The organism is Abyssisolibacter sp. ZYX002 (genome assembly GCF_056892235.1).
Genome location: NZ_JARMXH010000001.1, coordinates 363,401 through 387,578 on the forward strand (window position 1 = coordinate 363,401; position 24,178 = coordinate 387,578).

At 30.2% G+C, this 24,178-nt stretch carries 24 protein-coding genes; all 24 read left to right on the top strand.

Annotated features, from left to right (window positions below):
- The first annotated feature begins 2 nt into the window (after nucleotides 1-2).
- The 24 genes from P3X86_RS01730 (at nucleotide 3) to P3X86_RS01845 (ending at nucleotide 24,013) form a co-directional block, all read left to right on the top strand.
- Nucleotides 3-413 (top strand): prepilin peptidase, encoded by a 411-nt coding sequence (locus P3X86_RS01730; RefSeq protein ID WP_483290898.1) that lies wholly within the window; start codon nucleotides 3-5, stop codon nucleotides 411-413.
- Nucleotides 414-522: 109 nt separating this feature from the next.
- Complete coding sequence (locus tag P3X86_RS01735) at nucleotides 523-2,040, top strand: LPO_1073/Vpar_1526 family protein (protein ID WP_483290899.1); 1,518 nt, start codon at nucleotides 523-525, stop codon at nucleotides 2,038-2,040.
- Nucleotides 2,041-2,264: 224 nt separating this feature from the next.
- The gene (locus P3X86_RS01740; RefSeq protein ID WP_483290900.1) at nucleotides 2,265-3,452 is read left to right on the top strand and encodes a hypothetical protein; all 1,188 of its coding nucleotides are present in this window, start codon (nucleotides 2,265-2,267) and stop codon (nucleotides 3,450-3,452) included.
- 92 nt (nucleotides 3,453-3,544) lie between these two features.
- Nucleotides 3,545-4,348, top strand: a complete 804-nt coding sequence (gene cpaB / locus P3X86_RS01745) for a Flp pilus assembly protein CpaB (RefSeq protein ID WP_483290901.1) — start codon at nucleotides 3,545-3,547, stop codon at nucleotides 4,346-4,348.
- Nucleotides 4,341-5,204 carry a ParA family protein gene (locus P3X86_RS01750; RefSeq protein WP_483290902.1) on the top strand — a complete coding sequence of 288 codons (864 nt, stop codon included), beginning with the start codon at nucleotides 4,341-4,343 and terminating at the stop codon, nucleotides 5,202-5,204. The genes cpaB and P3X86_RS01750 overlap by 8 nt, the downstream gene beginning before the upstream one ends.
- A complete protein-coding gene (locus tag P3X86_RS01755; RefSeq protein ID WP_483290903.1) occupies nucleotides 5,197-6,519 on the top strand; it encodes an ATPase, T2SS/T4P/T4SS family in 1,323 nt (440 codons plus the stop codon). The genes P3X86_RS01750 and P3X86_RS01755 overlap by 8 nt, the downstream gene beginning before the upstream one ends.
- A 1-nt stretch (nucleotide 6,520) precedes the next feature.
- Nucleotides 6,521-7,444, top strand: a complete 924-nt coding sequence (locus tag P3X86_RS01760) for a type II secretion system F family protein (RefSeq protein ID WP_483291726.1) — start codon at nucleotides 6,521-6,523, stop codon at nucleotides 7,442-7,444.
- Between the two features lie 82 nt (nucleotides 7,445-7,526).
- Nucleotides 7,527-8,531 carry a virulence RhuM family protein gene (locus P3X86_RS01765; RefSeq protein WP_483290904.1) on the top strand — a complete coding sequence of 335 codons (1,005 nt, stop codon included), beginning with the start codon at nucleotides 7,527-7,529 and terminating at the stop codon, nucleotides 8,529-8,531.
- Between the two features lie 19 nt (nucleotides 8,532-8,550).
- Nucleotides 8,551-9,363, top strand: coding sequence for a hypothetical protein (locus tag P3X86_RS01770; RefSeq protein ID WP_483290905.1), 813 nt, complete (start codon nucleotides 8,551-8,553; stop codon nucleotides 9,361-9,363).
- Between the two features lie 19 nt (nucleotides 9,364-9,382).
- Complete coding sequence (locus P3X86_RS01775; RefSeq protein WP_483290906.1) at nucleotides 9,383-10,255, top strand: secretion protein F; 873 nt, start codon at nucleotides 9,383-9,385, stop codon at nucleotides 10,253-10,255.
- 126 nt (nucleotides 10,256-10,381) lie between these two features.
- The gene (locus P3X86_RS01780; protein ID WP_483290907.1) at nucleotides 10,382-12,544 is read left to right on the top strand and encodes an ATP-dependent nuclease; all 2,163 of its coding nucleotides are present in this window, start codon (nucleotides 10,382-10,384) and stop codon (nucleotides 12,542-12,544) included.
- Entirely contained in the window at nucleotides 12,537-14,306 is a 1,770-nt protein-coding gene (locus P3X86_RS01785; protein ID WP_483290908.1) for a UvrD-helicase domain-containing protein, read from the top strand. The genes P3X86_RS01780 and P3X86_RS01785 overlap by 8 nt, the downstream gene beginning before the upstream one ends.
- A gap of 134 nt (nucleotides 14,307-14,440) precedes the next feature.
- Entirely contained in the window at nucleotides 14,441-14,833 is a 393-nt protein-coding gene (locus P3X86_RS01790) for a DUF4320 family protein (RefSeq protein WP_483290909.1), read from the top strand.
- On the top strand, nucleotides 14,833-15,348 hold the full coding sequence (locus tag P3X86_RS01795) for a hypothetical protein (protein ID WP_483290910.1): 516 nt from the start codon (nucleotides 14,833-14,835) through the stop codon (nucleotides 15,346-15,348). Before P3X86_RS01790 ends, P3X86_RS01795 begins: the two co-directional genes overlap by 1 nt.
- Before the next feature lie 84 nt (nucleotides 15,349-15,432).
- Complete coding sequence (locus P3X86_RS01800; RefSeq protein ID WP_483290911.1) at nucleotides 15,433-15,756, top strand: helix-turn-helix transcriptional regulator; 324 nt, start codon at nucleotides 15,433-15,435, stop codon at nucleotides 15,754-15,756.
- Nucleotides 15,746-16,393 (top strand): hypothetical protein, encoded by a 648-nt coding sequence (locus P3X86_RS01805; RefSeq protein ID WP_483290912.1) that lies wholly within the window; start codon nucleotides 15,746-15,748, stop codon nucleotides 16,391-16,393. The genes P3X86_RS01800 and P3X86_RS01805 overlap by 11 nt, the downstream gene beginning before the upstream one ends.
- 74 nt (nucleotides 16,394-16,467) lie before the next feature.
- A complete protein-coding gene (locus P3X86_RS01810; RefSeq protein ID WP_483290913.1) occupies nucleotides 16,468-18,471 on the top strand; it encodes a DUF8195 domain-containing protein in 2,004 nt (667 codons plus the stop codon).
- Nucleotides 18,472-18,544: 73 nt separating this feature from the next.
- On the top strand, nucleotides 18,545-18,916 hold the full coding sequence (locus tag P3X86_RS01815) for a hypothetical protein (protein ID WP_483290914.1): 372 nt from the start codon (nucleotides 18,545-18,547) through the stop codon (nucleotides 18,914-18,916).
- Between the two features lie 26 nt (nucleotides 18,917-18,942).
- Nucleotides 18,943-20,142 carry a C40 family peptidase gene (locus P3X86_RS01820; RefSeq protein WP_483290915.1) on the top strand — a complete coding sequence of 400 codons (1,200 nt, stop codon included), beginning with the start codon at nucleotides 18,943-18,945 and terminating at the stop codon, nucleotides 20,140-20,142.
- A gap of 13 nt (nucleotides 20,143-20,155) precedes the next feature.
- A complete protein-coding gene (locus P3X86_RS01825; RefSeq protein WP_483290916.1) occupies nucleotides 20,156-20,515 on the top strand; it encodes a DUF3846 domain-containing protein in 360 nt (119 codons plus the stop codon).
- Entirely contained in the window at nucleotides 20,512-21,135 is a 624-nt protein-coding gene (locus P3X86_RS01830; protein ID WP_483290917.1) for a hypothetical protein, read from the top strand. Before P3X86_RS01825 ends, P3X86_RS01830 begins: the two co-directional genes overlap by 4 nt.
- A gap of 1 nt (nucleotide 21,136) precedes the next feature.
- On the top strand, nucleotides 21,137-22,924 hold the full coding sequence (locus P3X86_RS01835; RefSeq protein ID WP_483290918.1) for a VirB4 family type IV secretion system protein: 1,788 nt from the start codon (nucleotides 21,137-21,139) through the stop codon (nucleotides 22,922-22,924).
- 29 nt (nucleotides 22,925-22,953) lie between these two features.
- Entirely contained in the window at nucleotides 22,954-23,124 is a 171-nt protein-coding gene (locus P3X86_RS01840; RefSeq protein ID WP_483290919.1) for a hypothetical protein, read from the top strand.
- Nucleotides 23,102-24,013 carry a hypothetical protein gene (locus P3X86_RS01845; RefSeq protein ID WP_483290920.1) on the top strand — a complete coding sequence of 304 codons (912 nt, stop codon included), beginning with the start codon at nucleotides 23,102-23,104 and terminating at the stop codon, nucleotides 24,011-24,013. The genes P3X86_RS01840 and P3X86_RS01845 overlap by 23 nt, the downstream gene beginning before the upstream one ends.
- Nucleotides 24,014-24,178: the final 165 nt, after the last annotated feature.

The window sequence follows — 24,178 nt, forward strand, 5'->3', positions numbered from 1 at the left end:
ATATGAGCATCTTAATAGTTAAAAATGTATTGTTTTTATTAGTGATTATATATGCAAGTTACTGTGACATAAAGACAAGGATAATTCCAGATAAAGTGCATGTGATGATTATGATACTAGCACTGATTAAAATAGACTGGATTTCATCAATATTAGGACTCATATTAGTGCCATTACCGTTTTTGGTAGTGGCACTGATTAAAGAAGGATCTATGGGTGGAGGTGATATTAAGTTTGTTGGTGCTTGCTCGTTTTTTATGGGTTTTTATGGTGGATTGTTTGGAAGTATTATTGGATTATCTTTCGCAATATTGTCAAATATGTTATACTTTAGATATAAAATGACGGAATATAGTGGTAAGTTTGAGTTAGTACCGTATATGGGAATAGGTTATTTGTTGTTAATAATTTAGTATGTCGCAAATAATGAATTATAAGACATAAATTTATTTTTGTTATAATCGCACTACAAGGTAAGTGGTAGTAAAGTGAGTTTAAATCAATTATGATAAGGAGATAAATATGTGTGATAAAATTGCAGAGTACTTATTAGAAGAACCTTGTGTTAGTAATGTGGGAATACCAATTGAGACAAGGATACAACAGTTACCCTTTAGTGGGTTGTCATGGGAAAATTTCGAAAGATTATGCTATATTTTTGGTAGTAGACTAATGGATTGTATCGAGACATCACAAATATATGGTAGAAAAGGGCAAAAACAAGAAGGAATAGATTTGTATTTTAACAAGGATGGTAGTAGAATACTATGGCAAGTCAAGAGATATCAAAAATCTTCAGATATCAATCTAAATGATATTGTTGATTATTTTTGCAAAGGAAAATGGGTGGGAAAAACAAATACATTTGCTGTATGTTTATCGTGCAAATGTGATGATACAAGATTAACAGATCAGTATGATCAGTGTCATGAGAAGTTGAATAGTATGGGCATAAAATTTGAGCTTTACCATAGCGATAGTTTATCTGAAATGTTAAAAAGTTATCCAGATATAGTTGAGCGTTTTTTTGGTGAAGCATGGAAAAAAGCTCTATTTGGTGAAAATTGTGAAATGCACAATTACTATCAAGGAATGCTGATTCAACAAAAACAACTATACTTAGAAAACTCGGTAAAGCTACTAGATGTAGCAAAAGAAGAGGTAGAGGCTAGAATAGATAAGTTTAATAGAGTATTTATTGATAGAATGTTTTTTCTAGAAAATAAGATTGAAAATATTGAAAAAGTTTTAAAAGACCCTCAGTTCTCGATAGATGTTAACAATGCTCAAAAAACATATGCTTATAGTAAGCAAGAAGATATTATGAAAATATTACATAATGTACTCATTAGCAAGTACTTCAAAGAAAAATCCAGAGACGAAGATATATTTTACAACTTAATATTAAGTATCATTGAAAAAATGGATATAAGAGATATAAATTTTCTGACAATATGTTATTTAATAGATATTTATTTCATGAAAATTAACAATGTAAGTGATAAAGAAGTTATAGAGCTCTTGCTAGACGATCACGAGCGACAAAGCAATTTAGAGAATCTGCTTAACATGCTTAATAAATATACTGAATTACTACCAGATATTTCAGGTATTGAAGGTGGTATATACTACTCACTATACTTACAAAGTTTAGGAGTAGGCAATGTGAGTCCAAATAAGATGAACCTCTATTATACCAATTTTGTTGATTATAAAGATTGGTCATTTGGAAAAAATACTAGTCTGAGTCTGGAAAATAATGCTTTATGTATTAAATTATTAACTGAATATCCTAAAGAATTTGGTATTGAACATATAGGTTTTAAAGAGAATAATAATACAATAACAATAAGTAAATATGATATGAAATCTCTTACACCAGAAGTGAAAAATAGACTCATTAATAAAATAGAAAAATACCCCAACATACACAATAATTTAGAATTATTTTGCCATAATTACCTAAAAAAATTTGAACTTAATAAGGTAGGTATGTATATAGCTTATTTTAACATTGAGAAGGATTTTGAAGTTTTTTAAATGAAATAAAGGTAATTCAATAAATTTACGTTTTAAAGTAAGGCGTTTGCACAAGGTACGGGTGTGGGTCTACGAGCAAAAACTTCATAGGATATCAAAAAGTATTTCTTATGGGTGGTGTCCTTACTACTCTATCATTTACATTCGTTGCTAAACCGTTATGTAATATGATTAAGTTATATAAAAATATTGAATAAGATACTTGAAGAATTGGAGATGTTCTAATGGGAAAAATATTGATTAAAATAGTTATTGAGAATTTGGGTGTAAAAGAAGTATTTATAGAGGTTAAAAGTAAGACAAATGATTCTGAAACTGTAATGGAAAATTCATTTGGTATAATGCAAAGAGATGTAGAAAGTAAGTTATATGAACAGCATAATATAAAAAGTACAGACGTAAATATTGAGAGATTTCAATTTTATATAGAATCCTCTTATGAATTCATAAGTTTTTTATCCTTTGATAAGGAATTGGATATATTGAGCATAAAACCTAGCATTATAAAAATAGGTAAGATATTAATGTGTGATTGTAGGAAATTAATTATAAATGGATTCCAATTGAATAATTTGCAACTTGATAATACAGATAGTCAGATAACAGGGTGTACTATAAATAAAATAATCATTAGGACTAAAAGGAATGAAAAAAGTGGTAATAAACATAATATTACGGAATGTAAATGTGAAAGCATTAATGCTAGGCAATATATGTACATGCTAACTATTAGTAAAAGTAGAGTTGATTTCATAGACTTAAAAGGTCAAATTGATATTATGAAGATTGGTAATGGATCACAAATTGCAAATTTAAGTTTAGCTAATGGACATAATGATATTGATATTACAAGATCTACAATAGAAAAAGTATTTAACGATGATAATTGCAAGATAGAAAATATAAAAATTAGTTTAGTTCATATAGAGAAAGCATATTTTTTTAATTATTCATCTTTTATTAAAGTGGACGAAAACTCATTAAGAATAATTAAAATAAGTGCAAAATCTGAAAAGAATAATAAGCTTTATAATAAGACTTGCTATGACCTATATGAATTAAAACGAAAATCTATAAAATGGTACAAGCAATTTCCATACTTATTTCTGAAGTGGACATGCGGATATGGTTATAAACCATTAAAAACACTATGTGCTACAATTACGATAATATTTGTTTATGCGCTAGTTTTGTTTTTATTAGAAATAAAAGAATTGTTAGGCAAAGGATTAAGTATTCTTGGAAATAAACTATATCTTTCTGGCATGACTTTCACGACACTTGGGTATAGTGATGAATTACTAGATGGAGGAATGTTGCCTAAAATATTAATGATATCAGAATCTATATTAGGAGTTATCATATTAGCCTTATTTGTTTACTCTTTAACTAAAAAATATGATGAAAATTAAGCTAACTAAGTAAGAGATGAATAACTTCGTTTGGAGGGTGAGATAACTGCTTAATTATTTGAGCAACTATTAAAAAAGTAGTGGAGGTAAATATGAAAAAACTAAAAAACAGAACCACCCTTGGGATAGCCTGTATAGTGCTATCTCTTTTAATTTGCTTTGGATTAACACCCATGTTTAACAAAGCAGTAACAAACAAAGTAACAATAGTAAGAGTAACAAAAGACATTAAAGTAGGTGACATAATAACATCAGACATGATACTAACTATTGAAGTAGGTGGATACAATTTGCCACATGGAGTTATTAAATGCAAAGAAAACATCATAGGTAAGTATGTAACTACTAGCATGAAAAGAGGTGACTATATTTTGAATTCCAAGCTATCAGATATACCTCTTGCTGAATACGGTTACTTAGAGAACTTCAATGGAATTAAACGAGCCATATCAGTAACATTAAGAACATTCGCAAGTGGAGTATCAGGAAAGTTACAAAACGGTGATATTGTATCTGTATATGTAGCTGACTATGGAGAGAAGAAAGAAACACTATCTCCAATAGAATTAAAATATGTTGAAGTATTAGCAGTTACTTTAGGTACTGGATACGATATGGATCAATCAGAAAATAAAGAAGAAGAAAAAGAACTACCAACAACAGTAACATTAAAAGTATCAGAACAACAAGCAATCATGCTTGCAGACCTTGAGACTAATGGGAAGATACATTTAGCCTTTGTATATCGTGGAAATAGCGAAAATACAAAGGCTTTTTTAATGGAGCAAGATGAGATATTAAAAGAGGTATCAAGTAAAAATGATAATGAGAGTACTACAGATGAATCGATAAATAAAATCAATACAGATAAATCGGAGGTGAATACCATTGAGTAAGATTATTACCATATGGGGTAGTCCTAACAGTGGAAAGACAACCTTAGCAGTAAAATTAGCAAGTATGTTATCAAAAAACAATAACGTTATTATACTATCAACAGATATAATAGCTCCACCTATTGGGACAATACTTCCATATGCAAAAGATGAGAATAAATCACTGGGCAAATTACTTGAAATGGTTACATTAACCCAAGAAGAAATACTTAAGAATCTAATAACACTAAAGGAAAATAAGAATATTGCATTTCTAGGATATAGACAAGGTGAGAACTATAAAACATATGCAGAATATACAGTTGATAGAGCAAATGAGTTAATTGTTAATCTCTCACATATTGCAGATTATCTTATAATAGACACTACTTCCATTATCCAATCTGATATACTATCTCAATCATCACTAAAACTAGCAGATGAAGTCATAAGATTATGTGGGAGTGATTTAAAAGCAATAAGCTACTTTAAGTCGATGTTCCCAATACTATCTGATAAGTCATATAACCTAAGTAATCATATTAAGGTATTAGCCAAGATAGAAGATATAGAGCCTAAGTCAATTATATCTAATCACTACGGAGATATATTCTGTGATTTACCATATACAAAAGAAATACAAACTCAATATATAGAAGGGCTTTTAATCAATAAGTTAGTTGAGAAACAAAGTCTAAAATACAATGAGAGTCTTGATAAGTTGATGGTAAAAATTACAGGAGAGATACAAGAAAATAAAAAGAGCAAGAAAGAAAAGCAGAATAAAACTAAGTCAGATAGCTCAAATAAAAAGTTTAAAATATCATTTAAGTTACCCCAATTTATAAAGAAAAAGGAGCAAGATGATTATGAGTAAGTATATGGATTTTTCAGAAGTGCTAAGGCGTGTACAAAAGCATATCTCAACTAACTATGCAATCCTTATTTCAGATGATGGTATAGAAAACAGTAAAATAAAACTTAAAGCATATATAAAGAAATACATAGAAGATTATGAGATAAAGGTAGATGGATTTACAATAACAACATTAATAGATAGGCTTTATATAGAGATGGCTGAGTTCAGTTTTCTTACAAAATATCTTGAAAGAGACGATATAGAAGAAATAAATGTAAACAGCTACAACGATATAAAGATAACTTACTCAAATGGTGAAATAATACCTTGTGATGAACATTTCAATTCACCAACACATGCAATGGATGTTATAAGAAGATTACTTCATCAAAGTGGTATGATATTAGATAGTTCACAGCCAATAGTAGTAGGACATTTAAGTGATAAGATAAGGATTACAGCAATAGCCAAGGGGATAGTAGATAAAGACGTTGGAGTATCAGTATCAATTCGTATTGTTAATCCAAGAAAACTTACAAAAGAGGATTTTGTTAATAATGAGACAGCGAGTGAAGAGATGTTAGATTTTTTATCATTAGCACATAGATATGGAGAGAGTATTTGCTTCACAGGAGCAACATCAAGTGGTAAAACAACATTGATGAGTTATATACTTTCTACACTTCCTGATAATAAAAGGATTTTCACTATAGAGAACATGACTCGTGAGTTTAACCTAGTAAAGAAAAATGATAAAGGAGAAGTAATAAACAATGTTATCCATACCGTAACAAGACATAGTGATAATCCAAACCAAGCTATAACAATGGCAAAATTGCTAGAAACAGCGCTAACAGTTAATCCAGATTATATATGTGTAGCAGAGATGAAAAGTGATGAAGCATTCTATGCACAAGAATCTGCTAGAAGTGGACACGGAGTTTCAACGACTATTCATGCCAGTAGCTGTATAGCAACATACTATCGTATGGTAACACTATGTAAACAGAGATACGATATGGATGATAAAACATTATATAATTTAGTAACAGAAGCTTTTCCTATAATTGCATTTTGCAAGAAATTAGAGGACAACACAAGGCACATAATGGAAATAACAGAGTGTCTAATAAAAGAAGATAGCAGTAGAGAAATTAAGTCGCTATATAAATACAACATAATAAAAAACACTAAGATTAATGGAAAATTAAAGATCGTTGGTAGATATAAAAAAGTAAATGATATATCAGCATCAATGCAGAGAAGGCTGATGGAAAACGGAATGTCTAAAACAGAACTTAGTAAGTTTGTTGGAGGTGGAAAGATTGAATAGTATGTTGATATTAGCCTTTATATTGATGATAATAGGCTTATTTATATTACTTAAAATATCACCTATAGAATTAATAGATAAAATAAAATCTATTAAGATAAAAAAGAAGAAAGAGAGTATGCGTAAGAAAGTACTAACAGTAACCAACAAGAAAAAGATAAGAGGAATCAAATTATTAATAACAGAAACAAAAGATATATTGAGAATGACAGGGAAAGAAAGTAAGTTTTACTTTATTACACTGGTATCGCTTATATTATCAGTACTAGGTATGCTATTTGCAATAATTATAGGCAACATGCTATTAATACCAGTATTAGGAGTAAGTTTTGCACTTACTCCATTTTGGTATCTAAAGCTTATATCAACCAAGTGGAAAAATGAACTCAATGAAGAATTAGAAACAGTACTGTCTGTTCTAACAACATCATATTTAAGATGTGACAGCATAATAACAGCCATAGAAGAAAATATAGATTACATCAATCCACCAGTACAAGATATATTTATGTCATTCTTAGCAGATAGCAAACTCATAAATTCTAACATAAAAATGGCACTAGAAAAGCTCAGTAATAAAATAGATAGTGACGTATTTAGGCAATGGGTAGATGCAGTAATAGATTGTCAAGAAGATAAGAATCTAAAATCAACACTAACTCCAATAGTATCAAAATTATCAGATATGAGAATAGTATCAGCAGAACTTGATAACATGTTATACGAACCAATAAAAGAATTTATGATAATGGCAGCACTACAAATAGCTAACATACCACTTATATATTTTCTAAATAGAGATTGGTATAAATCACTTATGTACACATCAGTTGGTAAAGGCACGCTTGCTATATGTACAGTAGTATTATTCATTTCAATAGCAGGAGTTGTAAGACTTAGTAAACCTGTTGAGTACAAACGGTAAATAAAATGTTTAATCTTTGAAAAAACAATAAAAGAAGATTATAATTAAAACAATAATACTTTTAAGGTTGGTGTGATGAATAATGAATATAAATAAATCTGATATGATTATATACCAAACAGAAGATGGACAAACGAAAATTGAGGTAACAATGGAAAAAGAAACAGTTTGGCTTTCACAAGGACAAATGGTTGAATTGTTTCAAAGAGATAAATCAGTAATATCAAGACATATAAACAATATCTTTAAAGAAGGAGAATTAGACGAAAATTCAGTTGTTGCAAATTTTGCAACAACTGCTACAGACGGAAAGCAATACGATGTAAAGCATTATAATCTTGATGTAATAATATCAGTTGGTTACAGAGTTAAATCTCACAGAGGTACACAATTCCGTATATGGGCAACAGAAAGACTTAAAGAGTACATAATCAAAGGTTTCACAATGAATGATGACCTTCTTAAAAAAGCTGGTGGTGGCAATTACTTTGATGAATTACTAGAAAGAATTAGAGATATCCGTTCTTCAGAAAAAGTATTTTGGAGAAAAGTGCTAGATATCTATGCTACCAGCATTGACTATGATCCGAAGGTTGAAAGCTCCATTATATTTTTTAAAACCATACAAAATAAAATGCACTGGGCAGCACATGGTCATACAGCAGCAGAGATTATATATAATAGAGCAAATTCTGAATTACCCTATATGGGAATGACCATATTTGCAGGAGATAGACCAAGAAAATCAGATACAATAATAGCTAAGAACTATCTAAAGGAAGATGAAATTAATATACTCAATAGAATAGTTACAGCATACTTAGAATTTGCAGAATTACAGGCTATTAGAAAAAAGCCAATGTATATGAAAGATTGGTTAACAAAGCTAGATGATTTCTTGAAAATGACTGATAATGAGATACTGAACCATGCAGGTAAAATAAGTCATGCTGAGGCTAAAGAGAAAGCCAGTCTCGAATATGAAAAATATAAAGAAAAAATTAAGAATGAATTATCAACAGTAGAGAAGCACTTTATAGAATCAATAGATTGTGCAGAAAAGCTTATAAAGAAATCTAAAAAATAGAATAGGAGGTTTCTACATAATGAAAAAAATAAAACTATTATTAGTTATAGCTTGTCTAATTTTATCAGTAGGATGTACATCACAACAAAATAAAAATATAAAGGAACTAATAAAGAGAATAAAAGGTTTAGAAAATGAAAAAGAGGTTATGTTGAATAATATTACACCTTTTGAGTGGGAGTTGGTATATTCATTTAATCCGTATACCTCAAAAGAAGAGGTTAAAGAGACTATTGGATTTGAAGCCAATGTAAGTGAAACGGTAAACGAAGGCATGCCACATTTGGTATTTGTAAAAGATAAAGAAGTAGTATGCGAGATTATAGGATACCCTAGCAACTTGGGTATAAATATTAAAACTAATAGTAGTGTAATCCATGCAAAGGATAATATTAAGTTTAAAGTGGAAAAGCTAAATGATATTGTTTGTCTAACAGAAAAAACAACTGACATAACAGAAGATAAAGTATGGAGTGCGATTGAAAATAAGGAGTGGAGTAACTATGATGATTGCTCTATTGGAATTGGATATGGTATATACTTTTTAAAAGAAAAGGACACAAAATATGCTGTTATTATGGGATATGGTAGTGGATTGGCTGTTATTGGTGCATATAAATCAGAAGTGGAGTTAAAAGATAACCTTATACGTTTTGATTTTCCCACTAAAAATGGCGATGAAGAAGGTATGAAGCGAATGGAGCTAATATATAAGAATGAAAACTTGTACTTGGGAGATAAAAAATTAGAGTATGATTCAGAAAATCCAGCATTTCATTATAATGAATTGTTAAAATATACAGAAAGTAAAAATACTAATGAAACTGAATGAACAATAAGGAGGAAAAAACTTGATAAAGATATTGATATTATTTGCCCTGTGCTTTAGCATAGGGCTTTTTTTAATACTAGTAGATTTATTAAAAGTACCAACAAAAAGAGCAAATAAGGCATATTTAGCAGTAAGTAAAAAAGGTATTAATAAGCCTAATATACTTGAAGTTACAATATTAGAGTTATCAACAAAGCTTGGTAGATATATAAAGCTAGGAGACAGTAAAATACGTAAATTAAAAATGACTTTAGAATCAGCAAATATTAAACTGACGCCCGAAACATTTATAGCCAAAGCATATGTAAAAGCAGGAATGGTATTTGTATGTATTATTCCTTCTCTTTTAATATTACCTTTACTATCACCAGTAATTCTAATTTTAGCAATATTAGTATACTTAAAAGAAATAGGTAGTGCTAATGAACTACTTAGGAAGAGTAAAAATGCTATAGAATATGAACTACCACGTTTTGTAAATACCTTAACACAAGAATTACACAACAGTAGAGATATATTATCTATACTTGAGACATATAAGAAAAATTCCACAGGTCTATTTAAAAGAGAATTAGAGATAACAACAGCAGATATGAAATCAGGAAACCTTGAAAGTGCATTGAAGAGATTTGAAACAAGGATAGGGAGTACTATATTGTCAGATGTAATAAGGGGTCTTGTAAGAACTATTGAAGGTGATAACAACATTGTATATTTTCAGATGTTATCATATAAATTCAAGCATTTAGAATTACAGAGATTAAAAGCAGAAGTCATGAAACGACCATCAAAGATTAGGAAGTATTCTATGATGATGTTAGGGTGTTTTATTATGATGTATATGGTGGTTATGGTGTTGCAGATTGTGGAGAGTATGGGGGAGTTGTTTTAGTTGATAAAACACTTTGATAGTAGTATAATTAGTATATTATGGAATCATATGAAGAGATTGTCGCATCTATACCTTTTATTATAAAAATCATTTTATTTTATTTTATTTTTTTCAGGGGGAGAAAGTATGTATTTAAACCATTTACAAATAGTTAATTATAAGAATTTGAAGGCTACTAAATTTCAATTTCACAAAGGTGCTAATACTATAATAGGCGAAAATGATTCAGGAAAATCTAATGCAGTTACTGCCTTACGTATATTACTAGATGACTCTTATTATTATAACACTAAAAGACTGAAAGAAAGTGATTTTTCAGATGCTCTAGATGACTGGAAAGGTCATTGGATAATTATTTCGGCAGTGTTTGCAGAATTGACAACAGAGGATAAAACATCAGAAATATGTTCAGAATTAGCTATAGAACAAGAAAATGAAAATTTCTTAAAATCCTATATTAAATCGGAAGATGATGATAGGGGTACTATAACAGTTTTTATTAGACCTCAAAAGTGTATCAGAAGGAGCCTGTATAATGCTGAAGATAAAGAGGAGTTTGATAAGATTAGAAAGAGTATAAGATTATCAGATTATGAGTTTCACTTTACAGCACGATCTCAGACTGATTTCACTAAAGAGGCAAACTACATTAATTTAGTTGGCAATTTAGGTGATGGTAATTGCACAAATCCAGATGATGATGATGAAGCAATATTGGGTAGCAAGTTAAATATTGGTGATGTTCAAAATCACATTTCGTTGGTATTTATAGATGCCTTAAGGGATGTAGCATATGAGATGCGAAAGCCAAAGAATCCTATTAGAAGAATTGTTGAATCAATAGAAAATTTGATTGACCAATCAGAAATGGAGGATATTAAAGCTCACATAATTAAGTTAAATGAATCAATATCTGGGGTAAACGAGATATCAAAGGTAGGAGATAAAATCAATAGAAAACTATTAGATATGATAGGTATGGTATATTCACCTGAAATAATATTAGAGTCTCAGTTATCGGATGATTTAAAGAAATTGTCCAAGTATTTAACGATGAAACCCTCAAGGCAAAATGATATTGAGTTGTTAGGTTTGGGGCATTTGAACATTATTTATATGGCTCTAAAAATAATTGAGTATGAGGTTAATAGAACTAGAGAATTAATAAATATTATGATAATAGAAGAGCCAGAGGCACATATACATACACACATACAAAAAACCTTATTTGATAAGCTTAATTTATCAAAAGATTATACGCAAGTAATAATGACTACACACTCAACTCATTTATCAGAAGCTGCTGCAATTAATAAAGTTAATATAATGAAGGCAGAAGGTGATATCTCTATAGCTATGAATCCTACTATAGGTTTAGATAAATTTGGACAAGCAAATCTGGATTTAAAAAATCTTAAACTATCGAAGTGTATAGAGAGATATTTAGATGCAAAAAGAAATGTATTGTTGTTTTCTAAAGGCGTAGTTTTAGTTGAGGGAGATGGAGAAGAAATATTGATACCTAATATGATTGAGAAAGCTTTAGGTGTAACTTTAGATGAATTAGGTATAGGGATTATAAATGTTGGTAGCACATCATTTGAATACATTGCAAGTTTATTTGACGATAAAAGAATAAATAGATATTGTGCTATAATTACCGACTTGGACAAGCAATTAGTCAATAATGAAAGTAGTCATTATAAAGAAACAGCAGAAGTAAAAGGAAAATCAAGACAAAATAAATTGGATAAATTATACAAAGAAAATGCATGGGTACAACCTTTTTTTGCTGAGAGTACACTGGAAACCGAATTTTCAAACCTTAAAGATAACAGATTATATATTGAAGAGATAATAGAGTTAAACTACAAAGATAATGCTACGATAAAACGACATAAAGAGGCTTTAGGAAATGACAAATGTGAAAGAGCGAATTCAGTACTTACAATAGCAAATAATGTAGGTAAGGGATGGTATGCTACACTTCTATCAAGTATATTGAATGATAAAGTTCAAATACCAGAGTATATATTAGAAGCTATAGCCTTTGCTAGCATTGATGTTATAAATATAGATATGATTATAAGAATGATTAGCTATTCTCTAAGCACATATAAAGATTGTAAAAAAAAGGCAGACATTATTAAGCTAATAAAATTATCCGAACTAGAAAAAGACATCTTAGCTATTAGGATGTTCCTTACTGAAATTGAAGAAAATATGGTGAAGAAATTTATTATGATTACTGATAGATGCAAAAATTGGTTTGGTGAAGGTAATGAATAAAGAACAGTTGTCATTTCTAAATAATTTAAATAAACAGCAACAAGATGTATGTATAGCAAGTGAGAATATTTTATTGAAAGCTTGCCCAGGAAGTGGGAAAACAAGAACATTAACATATAGATTAGCTTATTGGGGATTGATGAATAAGCCATCACAAAAATTAAATATAGCTATTACATATACTAATAGAGCTGCAGATGAAATAAAAAAAAGACTTGAATTATTAGATATTAGTGATGTAAATATATGGGCAGGTACTATCCATCAATTCTGTCTTGAGTTTATAATAAGGCCATATTCTATGTATGATAAACGAACAAGTAGAGGATTTAAAATAATTGATGAATACATAGAAAAAAAATATAGGACTGAGATTCTTAAAAGCAAGGGCAGATTACAAGAGCTACAATACGTAGACAAAAAAGATTTACCTCAGGATATTATGGAAGAATATACAGCAAAATTAGAAGAGAACAAAGAACTTGATTTTGATATGATTTTAGATGTCGGTGAGACTTTAATTGGGAAAACGTTTATTTGCGATAATTTATCGTCAATTATAAGTACCATTAATGTAGATGAATATCAGGATACAAATGAGTTACAATATAAGATTATAGAAAATATTATAAAAAAGAATAATGATATTATTGTAATGTTTGTTGGAGATATAGATCAAGCTATTTATGGGGGAATTGGTGGAGTAGCTAAAGATAAAGATACAATGGAAATAGAATTTGGAGTTAAATTTTATGAGAAAAAGTTAGATGGATGCTATAGGTCTACACAGAGATTAATTGATTACTATAGACAATTTCAAGCAAATCAAAATAATATAATTTCTTTAGCAGATATAAAAGATAATAAGGGATATATAACTTATGATGAAAATATTAATCGTGATAGTCTTATCTCTTATATTGCTAATGTAATAGACTATAATTTAAAAAATGGTATTTCAGAATCAGAAATATGTATAGTAGCTCCACGATGGGAATTGTTGTATCCATTAAGTAGAGAGTTAAAAGAATTGTTACCTGATGTGAATTTTGATGCTCCCGATATAACACCCATAAAATATGATCCTTTAAATGTATTTTATTTAATAGCTAAATTAACTTTTACAAAGGCTGGTCAAAATACTTGGGTAAGAAAGAAAGTTGCAAGTGATTTGTTAGTTACTCTTAGAGATGATTATAGAATTAATCTAAAATATAATATTGATAATTATGATGTATTAACTTTTATTAACTCAAGTAAAAATAAGAGAAAAGATAAAGAAAATGGTATAAAGTATTTTGAATATATAATCAGTGATATCTTCGATGCCTTAGATATTAAATTAGAAAACGAAGACATACTAAATAAGACATACATAGATTTTATGGACAGAATATATGATAGAGTAAGTAGATTTAAATTAGACACTGATGTAAAAGATTTTGAAAAATGCTTTCAAGAAAAAAAAGGAATTGTTATTAATACTTTTCACGGAGTCAAAGGCGAAGAGTATGATACCGTTATTGCCTATGGAATATTAAAAGGTTATATACCGCATTGGAATTTAGTATACAATGGTGATGAAGACTATTGTATTAACGAAACAAATAAGTTGCTATATGTAGTTTGCTCAAGGGCTAGAGAAAATTTATATCTCATATCTGAGCAAGGTAGATATACAAGCAATGGAAATCCATACGAGGCTACTGAGCAAATGATAGAATATTGTTATGAATATGATAATAATAGTTTTGCTTTATGACGAACGTTGATATATGAGTGCAAATAGAATATATAATCTAAGCTGATGCGAAATACATTTTATACTAAGAGCTTTGTTTACAATAGATACTATTGTAAACAGAGTTTTTTTATGTAAAGAAAGAAGGGGATAGAATGAACATATTAAAAAATAAAAAAGGCGAAGGCTACATAGACTCAGTAATAGTAGTTTTTGTAGTAATCTTAATAATAGCACTAGCAACAACAGTACTACCAGTATTTATAAAAAAAGCGAAACTAGACACATTTGCAGACGAAGTAGTAAGATACGTTGAAATAGAAGGAAGAATAGGAACTAAAACAAGAAATAAAATTAATCAAATGGAACAGGAAACAGGACTTAATCCAACTGCAACATGGTCAACAACTGGCAAGATACAATTAAATAATGAATTTAGCTTAGTGCTTACATTAGAAACCGATATCGGTTTCTTTTCTTTTGGCTCATTTCCTATAACACTCACCTCAAAAGCAACAGGAAGAAGTGAAGTTTATTGGAAGGATTGATGAAAAATAAAGAAGGAAATGCAGTCATTATGGCATGTGTTACTGTATTAATATTAATGCTAATATTTACAGTAATAGCAGAGTATATAAGACTTCAAATCATTGCAAAGGGGGTGAGGGATGGTGTGCAATCATCTGTAATATCAGTAGTTACAAACAACTGGGATAATAACTATAATGGTCTTAGGCAAGGTTATGCAGGGGGATATACTCTTAAGGGTTCTAATTGGCAAACAGATATAGATAAAGGAGAAGTATATAATGATTTATCTAATCTACTAGGATTACAAAGAGGAAGTGGAGAATACATAAAATATACAGATAGTGTAATAGAGTATTCGGTATATAATCTTGACATTGATGTGATTAATACACCACTTAGAGGAAATAAAGATGATAAATTTAGTGCCGATATATATATAACACTTAAAATTCCATTAGGTTTTGGATGGGGACATCTACCTGATATGATAATACCATTGAAAGTAAAAGCGAAGTTTACTCCTAAATTCTAATCACTTGACAAGTTTAACCAGTTAATGATAATATATTTATATAAACTATAGTTATATAAACTATAGTATTAAGGAGTGAATTTAATGTCAAAGAGAAATACTGATTTAACCACATATATCTTATTAACATTGCTTAAGAAACCACTAAAAGGTTATGACATATCTAAAGAAGTAGCAAGGATATCAGAAGGAGAGATTAAACTTTTGAATGCTTCTCCATATGCTAAACTAAAGAAAATGCTAGAACTAGAACTGATAGAAATAACAGAAGAAACAAATGTGAATAGAAAAATAACATACTACGGAATAACAGATAAAGGTAGAGATACTATAAAAGAAGAATTAGAGAAAATAGAGATATTAGCGTCTCGGATAAAAAAGTCAATGGAGGGATATGATGAAGAATAACAAGGTAAAACATATAAGTCTAATAACTGTATTACTTGTAATAGCAATAGCACTATCCTATGGAATATATATAATATCACAATCACCAAAACAAGCAGATACATTAAATGCAGAAAAAGAGAAAGAACCAGAGGTTAAGGTTGAGGATATTGAGCAGAAAGAAATAGATGTACCTAAGATAAAAGGTACAGAATCTAAAGATCAAAAGGATAAAGAAGATAAAGTTGAAAAGACAACAATAGAAGTAGAAAAGCCAATAGTTCCATCAAAACCAGAGCCACCTAAAGAAGAACCAAAAGAAAATGATAAGGAAGATATAGAAACTATACCTATAAAAGTTGAAGAAGATATAGTTAAAGAAGGAGATATAGAAGAAAATCCTAATCCACCAAAATATGAAGAAACAACTAAAGTAAAAAATAAACCAGTGAATACAGTTAAAAACCCAGTTGAAGTAACACCGGAGGTTCCTAAAAATGCAAATGAAGATGATAAGGAGAATAATTTAGTTCCTGATAGTGAGAATCCATTTTTAAAGCCACCGTCAGAAGTCCCAAGCAATGGTGACAAAGGTGAAATGAAAGGTTCTGATTATTATGAAGATGGTAAAAAAGCAGGTGAAGGAGACAAATTTTAATTAATCATAATATTAAAGATTATAAAGCTAATTCATAAGAGTTGGCTTTTTTCTATGCCAAGGAGATGAAAAATTTGAAAAAGATACTTATAATTATATTAATTTCATGTCTATTTTTATCAAGTAATATCTTTGCTATAGATAATGCTAATAGTGGTAATGGAAACACTAATAATGCTCTCAAAAATAAAGGATTTTACAGAGGAACAGAATTTATGTACAAAGTATCTATCTATGTAGGGTTACAAGACAATGTAGACATGAATAGTAATATGGATTATTTTAAGATCGTAGGGGATAAATCTATATATATCAAACCAAGTAATTTTACTTTACCAAATAATACATATGGAACAGTATACAATAAACTACAATATAAGAATGGGGCGAAACTGACCTCAACAAAGATAACAGATTATATTGTAGATAATCCACCGCCAATACCTATTACCAATGGTGGGAATATTGATAATATAAAATCATATTTTGGAGATGTAAATACTCTAAACATGCTATTAAACGCTCTAGCAGAACAGAAGAGAACAACAAAAGAAGGCCTAGTATCAAACATTAAATTCACCATAAACGAAGTCACAGATTATTACCCACCAGAAGATATATTACCAACTAAGAAAGATGGAAAATATCAAAATAAAGTAGCATGGTTAATTATTTACGAGCCAGTGATAATAACCTACACCAAACCGAATAGTAAAGGCTACAGACAACCAATAGCATTTACAGCAACAGAATATGCACTATCTCAAAAGCTTGGATACTTCAACTGGTTTTGGGGGAAAACAGGTCAATATGTAGCAGGTATGACTCATAGTGATTTACCAAATTCTATAGTACTTGAAGAGAGTTGGGTCGGTGTTCCAGTAACGAAGCCATTAAAAGACGGTGTTCATTGGAGTGATGATAGGATAATTCGTGGTGGTGGAATTGGAATGAGAATGCTTGAAGCTAATGGTACTGATGTAGTAGAAAATGATACAACTTATGATTATACCTATAGAGTTAATACTGATGTTATTACTTCTGTTATGGTAGAAGCGAGTAATGGAGATATCACACCTGATACACGTAATGAAGAAACAGACACAAGAAAGAGTGACTATACTAATCCTTCAGATGGTAAAGCATATGTAACCATATCTGCAAATGGACAGTCTACTACAATACCAATAGTTTTACCTAGTGGAGATAGTCAATATGCTTGGCTAAAATGGAGAACTCCTAGTAAACCATGCGAAGTAACAGTGAATGTTAGTATATCAGGTAATTCCTCAGCTAGATTAAAAGATGGAGGAAGAAGTACAAGTTTTAAAGTAAAGATAGAAGATTTATCAGAAAATGTACCACCTGATCCAAGACCAACAGATACTATGAATAACTTTAAAATTCCAAATCTACCAAACGAAGCAAACAAGAAAACAGCACAGTGGGGAGTATACAGTGCAGTATGGGATTCAGATTATAGATGGCATGAAGATTGGAAAAGATATCATAGCGGGTGTTATACTAAAACAAATGAAGATGGTAGTACAACAAGAGTTCATAAATATAAATGGATAGATGAAGGCTGGTGGGAGGATTTTGGAGAATGGGACTATACATATACTAGGTATTCAGCAAGTATAAATGCAGATATGAAACTAAAGCCTGATATTCATAATCCCACAGCAAAAGAATCTTATGGTCAGTATACAATAGCAAGTGGATATGGAGTAGATATCAAAGTAAATGCAGGTATAACAACAAATGCTCCATTAAGCCATTATACAACAGCTCAAAATGTAGTAACATTCTTTCCAGAGTTCAACTATAAAACTTATTGGCGATTACTTGAGAAGGTAGGTTCTACAGCATTTGAATTTAAAGAAAACATCTATTCAACATTTAACAGCAGAACGCATTTTACTCCACTTGCATATCCAGATGGAAAATATGAAGTATACTCAAAAATAATAGATTGTTGGACACCCGACGGTATGTTGAGAATCAACTTAAATGACAAAGTAAATATAGAGGGTAATGTTTTTTCAGACTGGCATATTGGTCCTGATATACAATAAGTTAGTGCAGCTAATATAAGAATTTGTAACGGCTGCACTGGGCTGTGGTATAATTATCAAAAGGAGTGATTTGATGGGTAAAATTACTGAAGATATGACAAAGTGTGCTTATGAGATTGGAAAACAAGTATTAAGTGGTAAGATTTCACGTTCTGATGCCAAGTTCGAAATTAATGCAGAATGTGGTATGAAAACTGGTTCAGCTAACGATTATGTAACAGTACTTTTAGCAATGTTTAGTGGAGATGTTTATAAACGTACCATTAATGAATATTCGACGAAGTATTACTTTAATAGAATACAAAAAGACTTTGGAAATGAATATTTGAAAAAGGCTATTAATAGTACAGAGTTACATACAGCTTATTATGCTACTCAAAGAAAAGGAAGATTAAAGAGTATTGAAGAAATAGTTAAGCAATATAAGCGTATATTAGCAATGTAGGAATGATAGTAACTGGAGGTGCATAAATGGCAGTAGACCCAGCAACAATAGCAAAAGTAGCAACAACAATAGGAAAACTAGGTACAGATAAAAATGGGCGGTGGATAATACTCATAGCAGTATTAACACCGCTCATTTTAATTTTACTAATACTTTCATCACCCTTTGCAATAATCTTTGCATTATTTAGTGACGGAGGTGGAGAAGATGTGTCAGTACAAATAATTATAGAGGAACTACAAAGTGAGTTCAGACAGAGAATAGAAATAGAGCAAAATGATGATGAAATGGACTCAATAACAACAATAGTAATAGGTAGTGAAGATAATACATTGATTGATAATTCAGTCGATGTGTTATCTTTTTTTAGTGTCATAAATACAACAAAAGAAGGTGAACAAGTTGCTTATCTTGATGAAAAAGGCAAGCAAAAACTACAGAATATTTTCTGGGAGATGAATAGAGTAAATGTAGATATTGAAGAAAGAACAGAAGTAATCACAGATAACGATACTAGTGAGATTGAAGTGATTACTACATATCATAAAACAATTACAATCAATAGCCTTACAGCAGATGAGATGGCTATTAAATATAAATTCTCTGAAGAACAAAAAGAGATATTAAAAGAAGTAATGCTAAGTAGTGATTTAATAATTTCACCAAATGTAAGCATGTATCTATCAACAGTAGATATTGAGAAGATAAAATCAAATCTACCTCAAGACTTATCTATAGATAGAAAAAATATAGTAGACAATGCTCTAAGAATAGTTGGTAAAGTCAATTATTTTTGGGGAGGTAAAAGCACTGCTACTGGTTGGGATAAAAAATGGGGTAAACCAAAAAAAGTAACAGCAAAAGGGAGTAATACGACAGGAACTAAAAGACCATTCGGACTAGATTGTAGTGGATATGTTACATGGGTATTCGTAAATCTTGGCTTAGAGAAGACAACTATAGATAAGACAATAGGACATGGTACAACAGCTCAATGGAATCTATCAACAGCAATAGAAAAGTCTCAAGTAAAAGAAGGTGATTTAGTATTCCTAGCAATCCCAAACACAAGAAAAGTGAATCATGTAGGTATAGTTGTAGGCTTTGATAAAGAGGGAGATATCTTAGTAGCTCACTGTAATTCAAAAGCAAACAATGTAACCGTTAATACAGCAAGTGAAGTAGGTTTTAGATATTTTAGAAGACCTGCAATATTAATAAAATAGGAGATGATTATAAATGAAAATAAGAGGTATACATGTAAGAGCAGGAGAAAAACCAGAAGTAATAGAATTTGAAAACACTTATCAGGAGTATAGAAGATTAGTTGATGGTAATATAGAAATGGTTTTTTTAGATAAAAGTACAGTAATGTTTTGCAATGAAGAAGGCAAATTGATAGGACTAGATGGAAATAGAATGCTAGAAAATGGAGATATAATAGCAGGTGATTTTGTTATCGTAGGTGATAATGGAGGAGAAGAGAGCATATCACTAACAGATGAGCAGATTGACAAATATATGGACAGATTTGAAGAGATAGAAAGATACATAGTTGTAGATATAGAAGATGATTACGATATGGAAGAATTACTATGATAATGCCAATAGTTATGATTGCCCTATGCCTAGTTTTTAGCATAGGGTATTTTATATATACCAAAATGAGTGTTAAAACTAAGAACGAAGAAAATACAGCACAAGATTTTGTAAACATCATAGATATAAAAGATAACTTCCTATATACAAAAGATGGTTATATAATGAGTTATTTCAAAATACAGCCTATATCAATAGAGTTATTATCAGAAAGAGAAAAAGAAAATTTATGTAATAGGTTAACAGCAGAGCTATCGGGCATAGATGAACCTTTTAAATTCTTAGCAATATCCCGTCCAGTAGATATATCAAGATTATTAGAAGAATATACAGAGTTATTACATAACAGTACAGATCAAATACAAAAGACATTACTAAGAAAAGAAATATTTGAGATGAACGATTATGCACTATCGGGAGATGTAGTTGAAAGACAGTTTTATATAGTATTATGGCAGAAATGCAATGAAGGAGCAGAGAGTCATTTATTAAAAAGAACGAAAGAATTTATGAAACGATTTGATAGCTGTGGTATAAACTGTACACTGCTCAAAGAAGCTGAGATATTAGGTTTATGTAGTTTAGTTAATAATTCTGTATACGAAAACGGGGAGGAATAAGGTGAAAAACAAACCAAAGCAGAATGATAAAGCAAATAAAACATTACTGAGTATACTAACACCGATTGGAATAGAGATAAAGAGAAATAGTTTAATAATGGGTGAAAACAAAGCAAATATATATGGAGTAGTAAAGTATCCTCAAAAAGTTGAGTATGGTTGGCTATCAAAACTAACCAATATACCAAAAACAATAGCAAGTATAACATTTAATCCAGTAGATAGTAGTGATTTCATAGATAGTGTATCAAGTAGTATTATACGAAATAGAAGTGATGCAGTACATCACAAAGATCCAGTTCTGCAAAAACGAGCAGAGAGAGCAGCGACAGATGGAGATAAGATGATAGAGAGCATAGATGGAGAAAACCAATCAGTAGGTGCAATGAGTCTTAGTATAATGCCAATATCAAAAGATGACAAAGATTTTGAAAAGGTTTGTAGAAAAACAGTAAGTACTATAGCTTCTACTAAATGCAAAGGAAGAGTATTAGCAAATCTTCAAGAGCAAGCATTTAAGAATTTATCACCATACTATAGAAGAAATAAAAGCATAAATAATATATTACAAAGGGTGATGCTAATGAGTACATTCATTGGTGGTTACCCTTTTTCTACGTCTGGATATAGCGATGGAAAAGGATATTACTTTGCAAAAGATTCAAGTGTAGGGTTAGTAGTACTTGATACATGGAAACGTGGAGGAGATAGAACAAATAGCAATTTTACAATACTTGGAGTAGCAGGAGTAGGAAAGTCTACAGTAGTAAAACACCTTGCCATATCAGAGTATATGAAAGGTACAAAAATACTATTTATAGATCCAGACTCAGAGTATCGTGACCTGTGTTTAGCATTAGGTGGAGATTTAATAAATGCAGGTGGAGGAAGTAACGGTAGAATAAACCCATTACAGATAAGAGATATACCGGCAATAGATGAGCAAGATGAGATAGAAGGACTTGGAGCAATGGCATTACATCTTAAGAATGTAGAAGTATTCTTCAATCTATACATGAACCTAACAGAGATACAAAAAGCACTTCTAAAATCATCTTTAATAGAATTATATAATCAATTTAATATCTATTGGGATACAGATATAAAACCATTAAAGAACGAAGATTTTCCCATAATGAAAGACTTATATGAACTCATAACAAATAAATCAAAGAAAGAACCTGAATACAAAGGACTAGCAACATTATTAAAAGATATAGCAGTAGGGGGAGATTCATTTCTATTTGGAGGACACAGCAGTATAAAAGCTGAGTCAAGATGTGTATGCCTAGATACTAGTTCACTACAAAATGCAAGTGCTAACGTAAAGAAAACTCAGTATTTTAACTTGCTAACATGGTGTTGGAATGAGATGAGTAAGGATAGAACAGAACCAGTATTATTAATAGCAGATGAAGCTTACCTAATGATTGACCCTAAAGTACCACAGTCATTAGTATTCCTTAGAGATGTAGCAAAACGGGCTAGAAAGTATGAAGCAGGACTAGCAATAGTATCACATTCAGTAGTAGATTTCCTAGCACCACCAATAAAGATGTATGGACAAGCATTACTTGATATACCATGTTTTAAAGTATTACTAGGAACAGATGGAAAGAACCTGACAGAGTTAAAAGAACTATATAACCTAACAGATGCAGAGGAAGCGTTACTGGCTCAAAAGAAAAGAGGAGATGGACTACTTATGGTTGGTTCAAAAAGACTACATGTAGACTTTGAAATACCATCATACAAGTTTGAATATATGGGGGATAAGGGTGGTAGATAAAAAAGATATAGATAAGGAGAAGAGTTGATATGAAAAAATCTAATATGATAGAGATAATAATATACATAGTGTTAATAGTCTTTGGATTAATAGCACTGCTTTTTTTAAATCCAAAAGAAATTGAATTTGAGATACCTAAACAATTTGAAATAGATTACAAAGAAGGAGTGAGTGTAGATGATACTTTACTTAACAAGTAAATTATATATGAATATACTTGACTTCTTAAATGAGAAAGAAGAATTATTGATAAAGAAATATGTAGGGGAGTTTAGTTTAAAAGAATTTCTAGGTAAATCAATTCAAAGATTAGGACATATAGAGACTATGGTTATTGATAGAACTTGCTTATTAGAAACCAGTAAAGAGATTATTGATGTAATCAAGACATTTAAGCAATATAACCAGATGAGGTTAGTATTTTATATAGCAGAAGAAGATGAAACGTTCATATATAAGTTAATTGAGTTAGGTATATTCAATATCATTACAGAAAGTGATGTGAAAGAGTTAAGAGAAGAGATACAGATGTGTTTATCTGAAGGTATGACAGAGAGATACATTAAAAATAAAGTTGGATTATTAAATGAAGAATCAAAAGAAATACCATTTGATTTTAAAGGCAAACAGATAACGATAGGGGTAGTAGGTTCACAGCATAGAGTTGGTACAACTACAGTAGCAATGCAGTTTGCGTGTTATCTAAACTCAATAGGAGCAAAAGTATGCTATGTAGAAGCTAACAACAGTGGACATATGAAGTTGATAGCAGAGCATTATGGGATGGAGCGAAAGGGGGCAGGGTATGTTTATGATGGAGTTGCTTATGATGGAATGGATTCTGATAATGAAGAAGTGTTTGATTTCGTTGTTTATGATATGGGGGTGTTGGATGTGAAAATAAAGATAGGATTTGAAAATTGTACAATTAGAGTATTATGTTATGCTGATAAACCATATGAAATGCAATTTTACAATAAGTGTTTGGAATTGCTGAATAATATGGAGTATTATGGAATCATTTTAAATGCTGATGAAACGATTATTAATTCAAGTTGTAGCAATATATTTGATTATATGGTTACTTAAAATGATTAAGTCTGAACTAGATAGGCTTTCAAAATAAAGAATTAATCATAGTAGGTAGTTGATAGAGAAATAATGACAGATGATAGAAGAAGTGTATTTGGAGTAATTGTTTTTTATATCAAAAAAGATTATAATAGATTTGGGTAATATTTCATATTAAGCTAA

Coding starts and splice junctions, on each gene's coding strand:
- P3X86_RS01730 (WP_483290898.1), top strand. CDS start 3: ATGAGCATCTTAATAGTTAAAAATGTATTGTTTTTATTAGTGATTATA.
- P3X86_RS01735 (WP_483290899.1), top strand. CDS start 523: ATGTGTGATAAAATTGCAGAGTACTTATTAGAAGAACCTTGTGTTAGT.
- P3X86_RS01740 (WP_483290900.1), top strand. CDS start 2,265: ATGGGAAAAATATTGATTAAAATAGTTATTGAGAATTTGGGTGTAAAA.
- cpaB (WP_483290901.1), top strand. CDS start 3,545: ATGAAAAAACTAAAAAACAGAACCACCCTTGGGATAGCCTGTATAGTG.
- P3X86_RS01755 (WP_483290903.1), top strand. CDS start 5,197: ATGAGTAAGTATATGGATTTTTCAGAAGTGCTAAGGCGTGTACAAAAG.
- P3X86_RS01760 (WP_483291726.1), top strand. CDS start 6,521: ATGTTGATATTAGCCTTTATATTGATGATAATAGGCTTATTTATATTA.
- P3X86_RS01765 (WP_483290904.1), top strand. CDS start 7,527: ATGAATATAAATAAATCTGATATGATTATATACCAAACAGAAGATGGA.
- P3X86_RS01770 (WP_483290905.1), top strand. CDS start 8,551: ATGAAAAAAATAAAACTATTATTAGTTATAGCTTGTCTAATTTTATCA.
- P3X86_RS01780 (WP_483290907.1), top strand. CDS start 10,382: ATGTATTTAAACCATTTACAAATAGTTAATTATAAGAATTTGAAGGCT.
- P3X86_RS01785 (WP_483290908.1), top strand. CDS start 12,537: ATGAATAAAGAACAGTTGTCATTTCTAAATAATTTAAATAAACAGCAA.
- P3X86_RS01790 (WP_483290909.1), top strand. CDS start 14,441: ATGAACATATTAAAAAATAAAAAAGGCGAAGGCTACATAGACTCAGTA.
- P3X86_RS01795 (WP_483290910.1), top strand. CDS start 14,833: ATGAAAAATAAAGAAGGAAATGCAGTCATTATGGCATGTGTTACTGTA.
- P3X86_RS01800 (WP_483290911.1), top strand. CDS start 15,433: ATGTCAAAGAGAAATACTGATTTAACCACATATATCTTATTAACATTG.
- P3X86_RS01805 (WP_483290912.1), top strand. CDS start 15,746: ATGAAGAATAACAAGGTAAAACATATAAGTCTAATAACTGTATTACTT.
- P3X86_RS01815 (WP_483290914.1), top strand. CDS start 18,545: ATGGGTAAAATTACTGAAGATATGACAAAGTGTGCTTATGAGATTGGA.
- P3X86_RS01820 (WP_483290915.1), top strand. CDS start 18,943: ATGGCAGTAGACCCAGCAACAATAGCAAAAGTAGCAACAACAATAGGA.
- P3X86_RS01825 (WP_483290916.1), top strand. CDS start 20,156: ATGAAAATAAGAGGTATACATGTAAGAGCAGGAGAAAAACCAGAAGTA.
- P3X86_RS01830 (WP_483290917.1), top strand. CDS start 20,512: ATGATAATGCCAATAGTTATGATTGCCCTATGCCTAGTTTTTAGCATA.
- P3X86_RS01840 (WP_483290919.1), top strand. CDS start 22,954: ATGAAAAAATCTAATATGATAGAGATAATAATATACATAGTGTTAATA.
- P3X86_RS01845 (WP_483290920.1), top strand. CDS start 23,102: ATGATACTTTACTTAACAAGTAAATTATATATGAATATACTTGACTTC.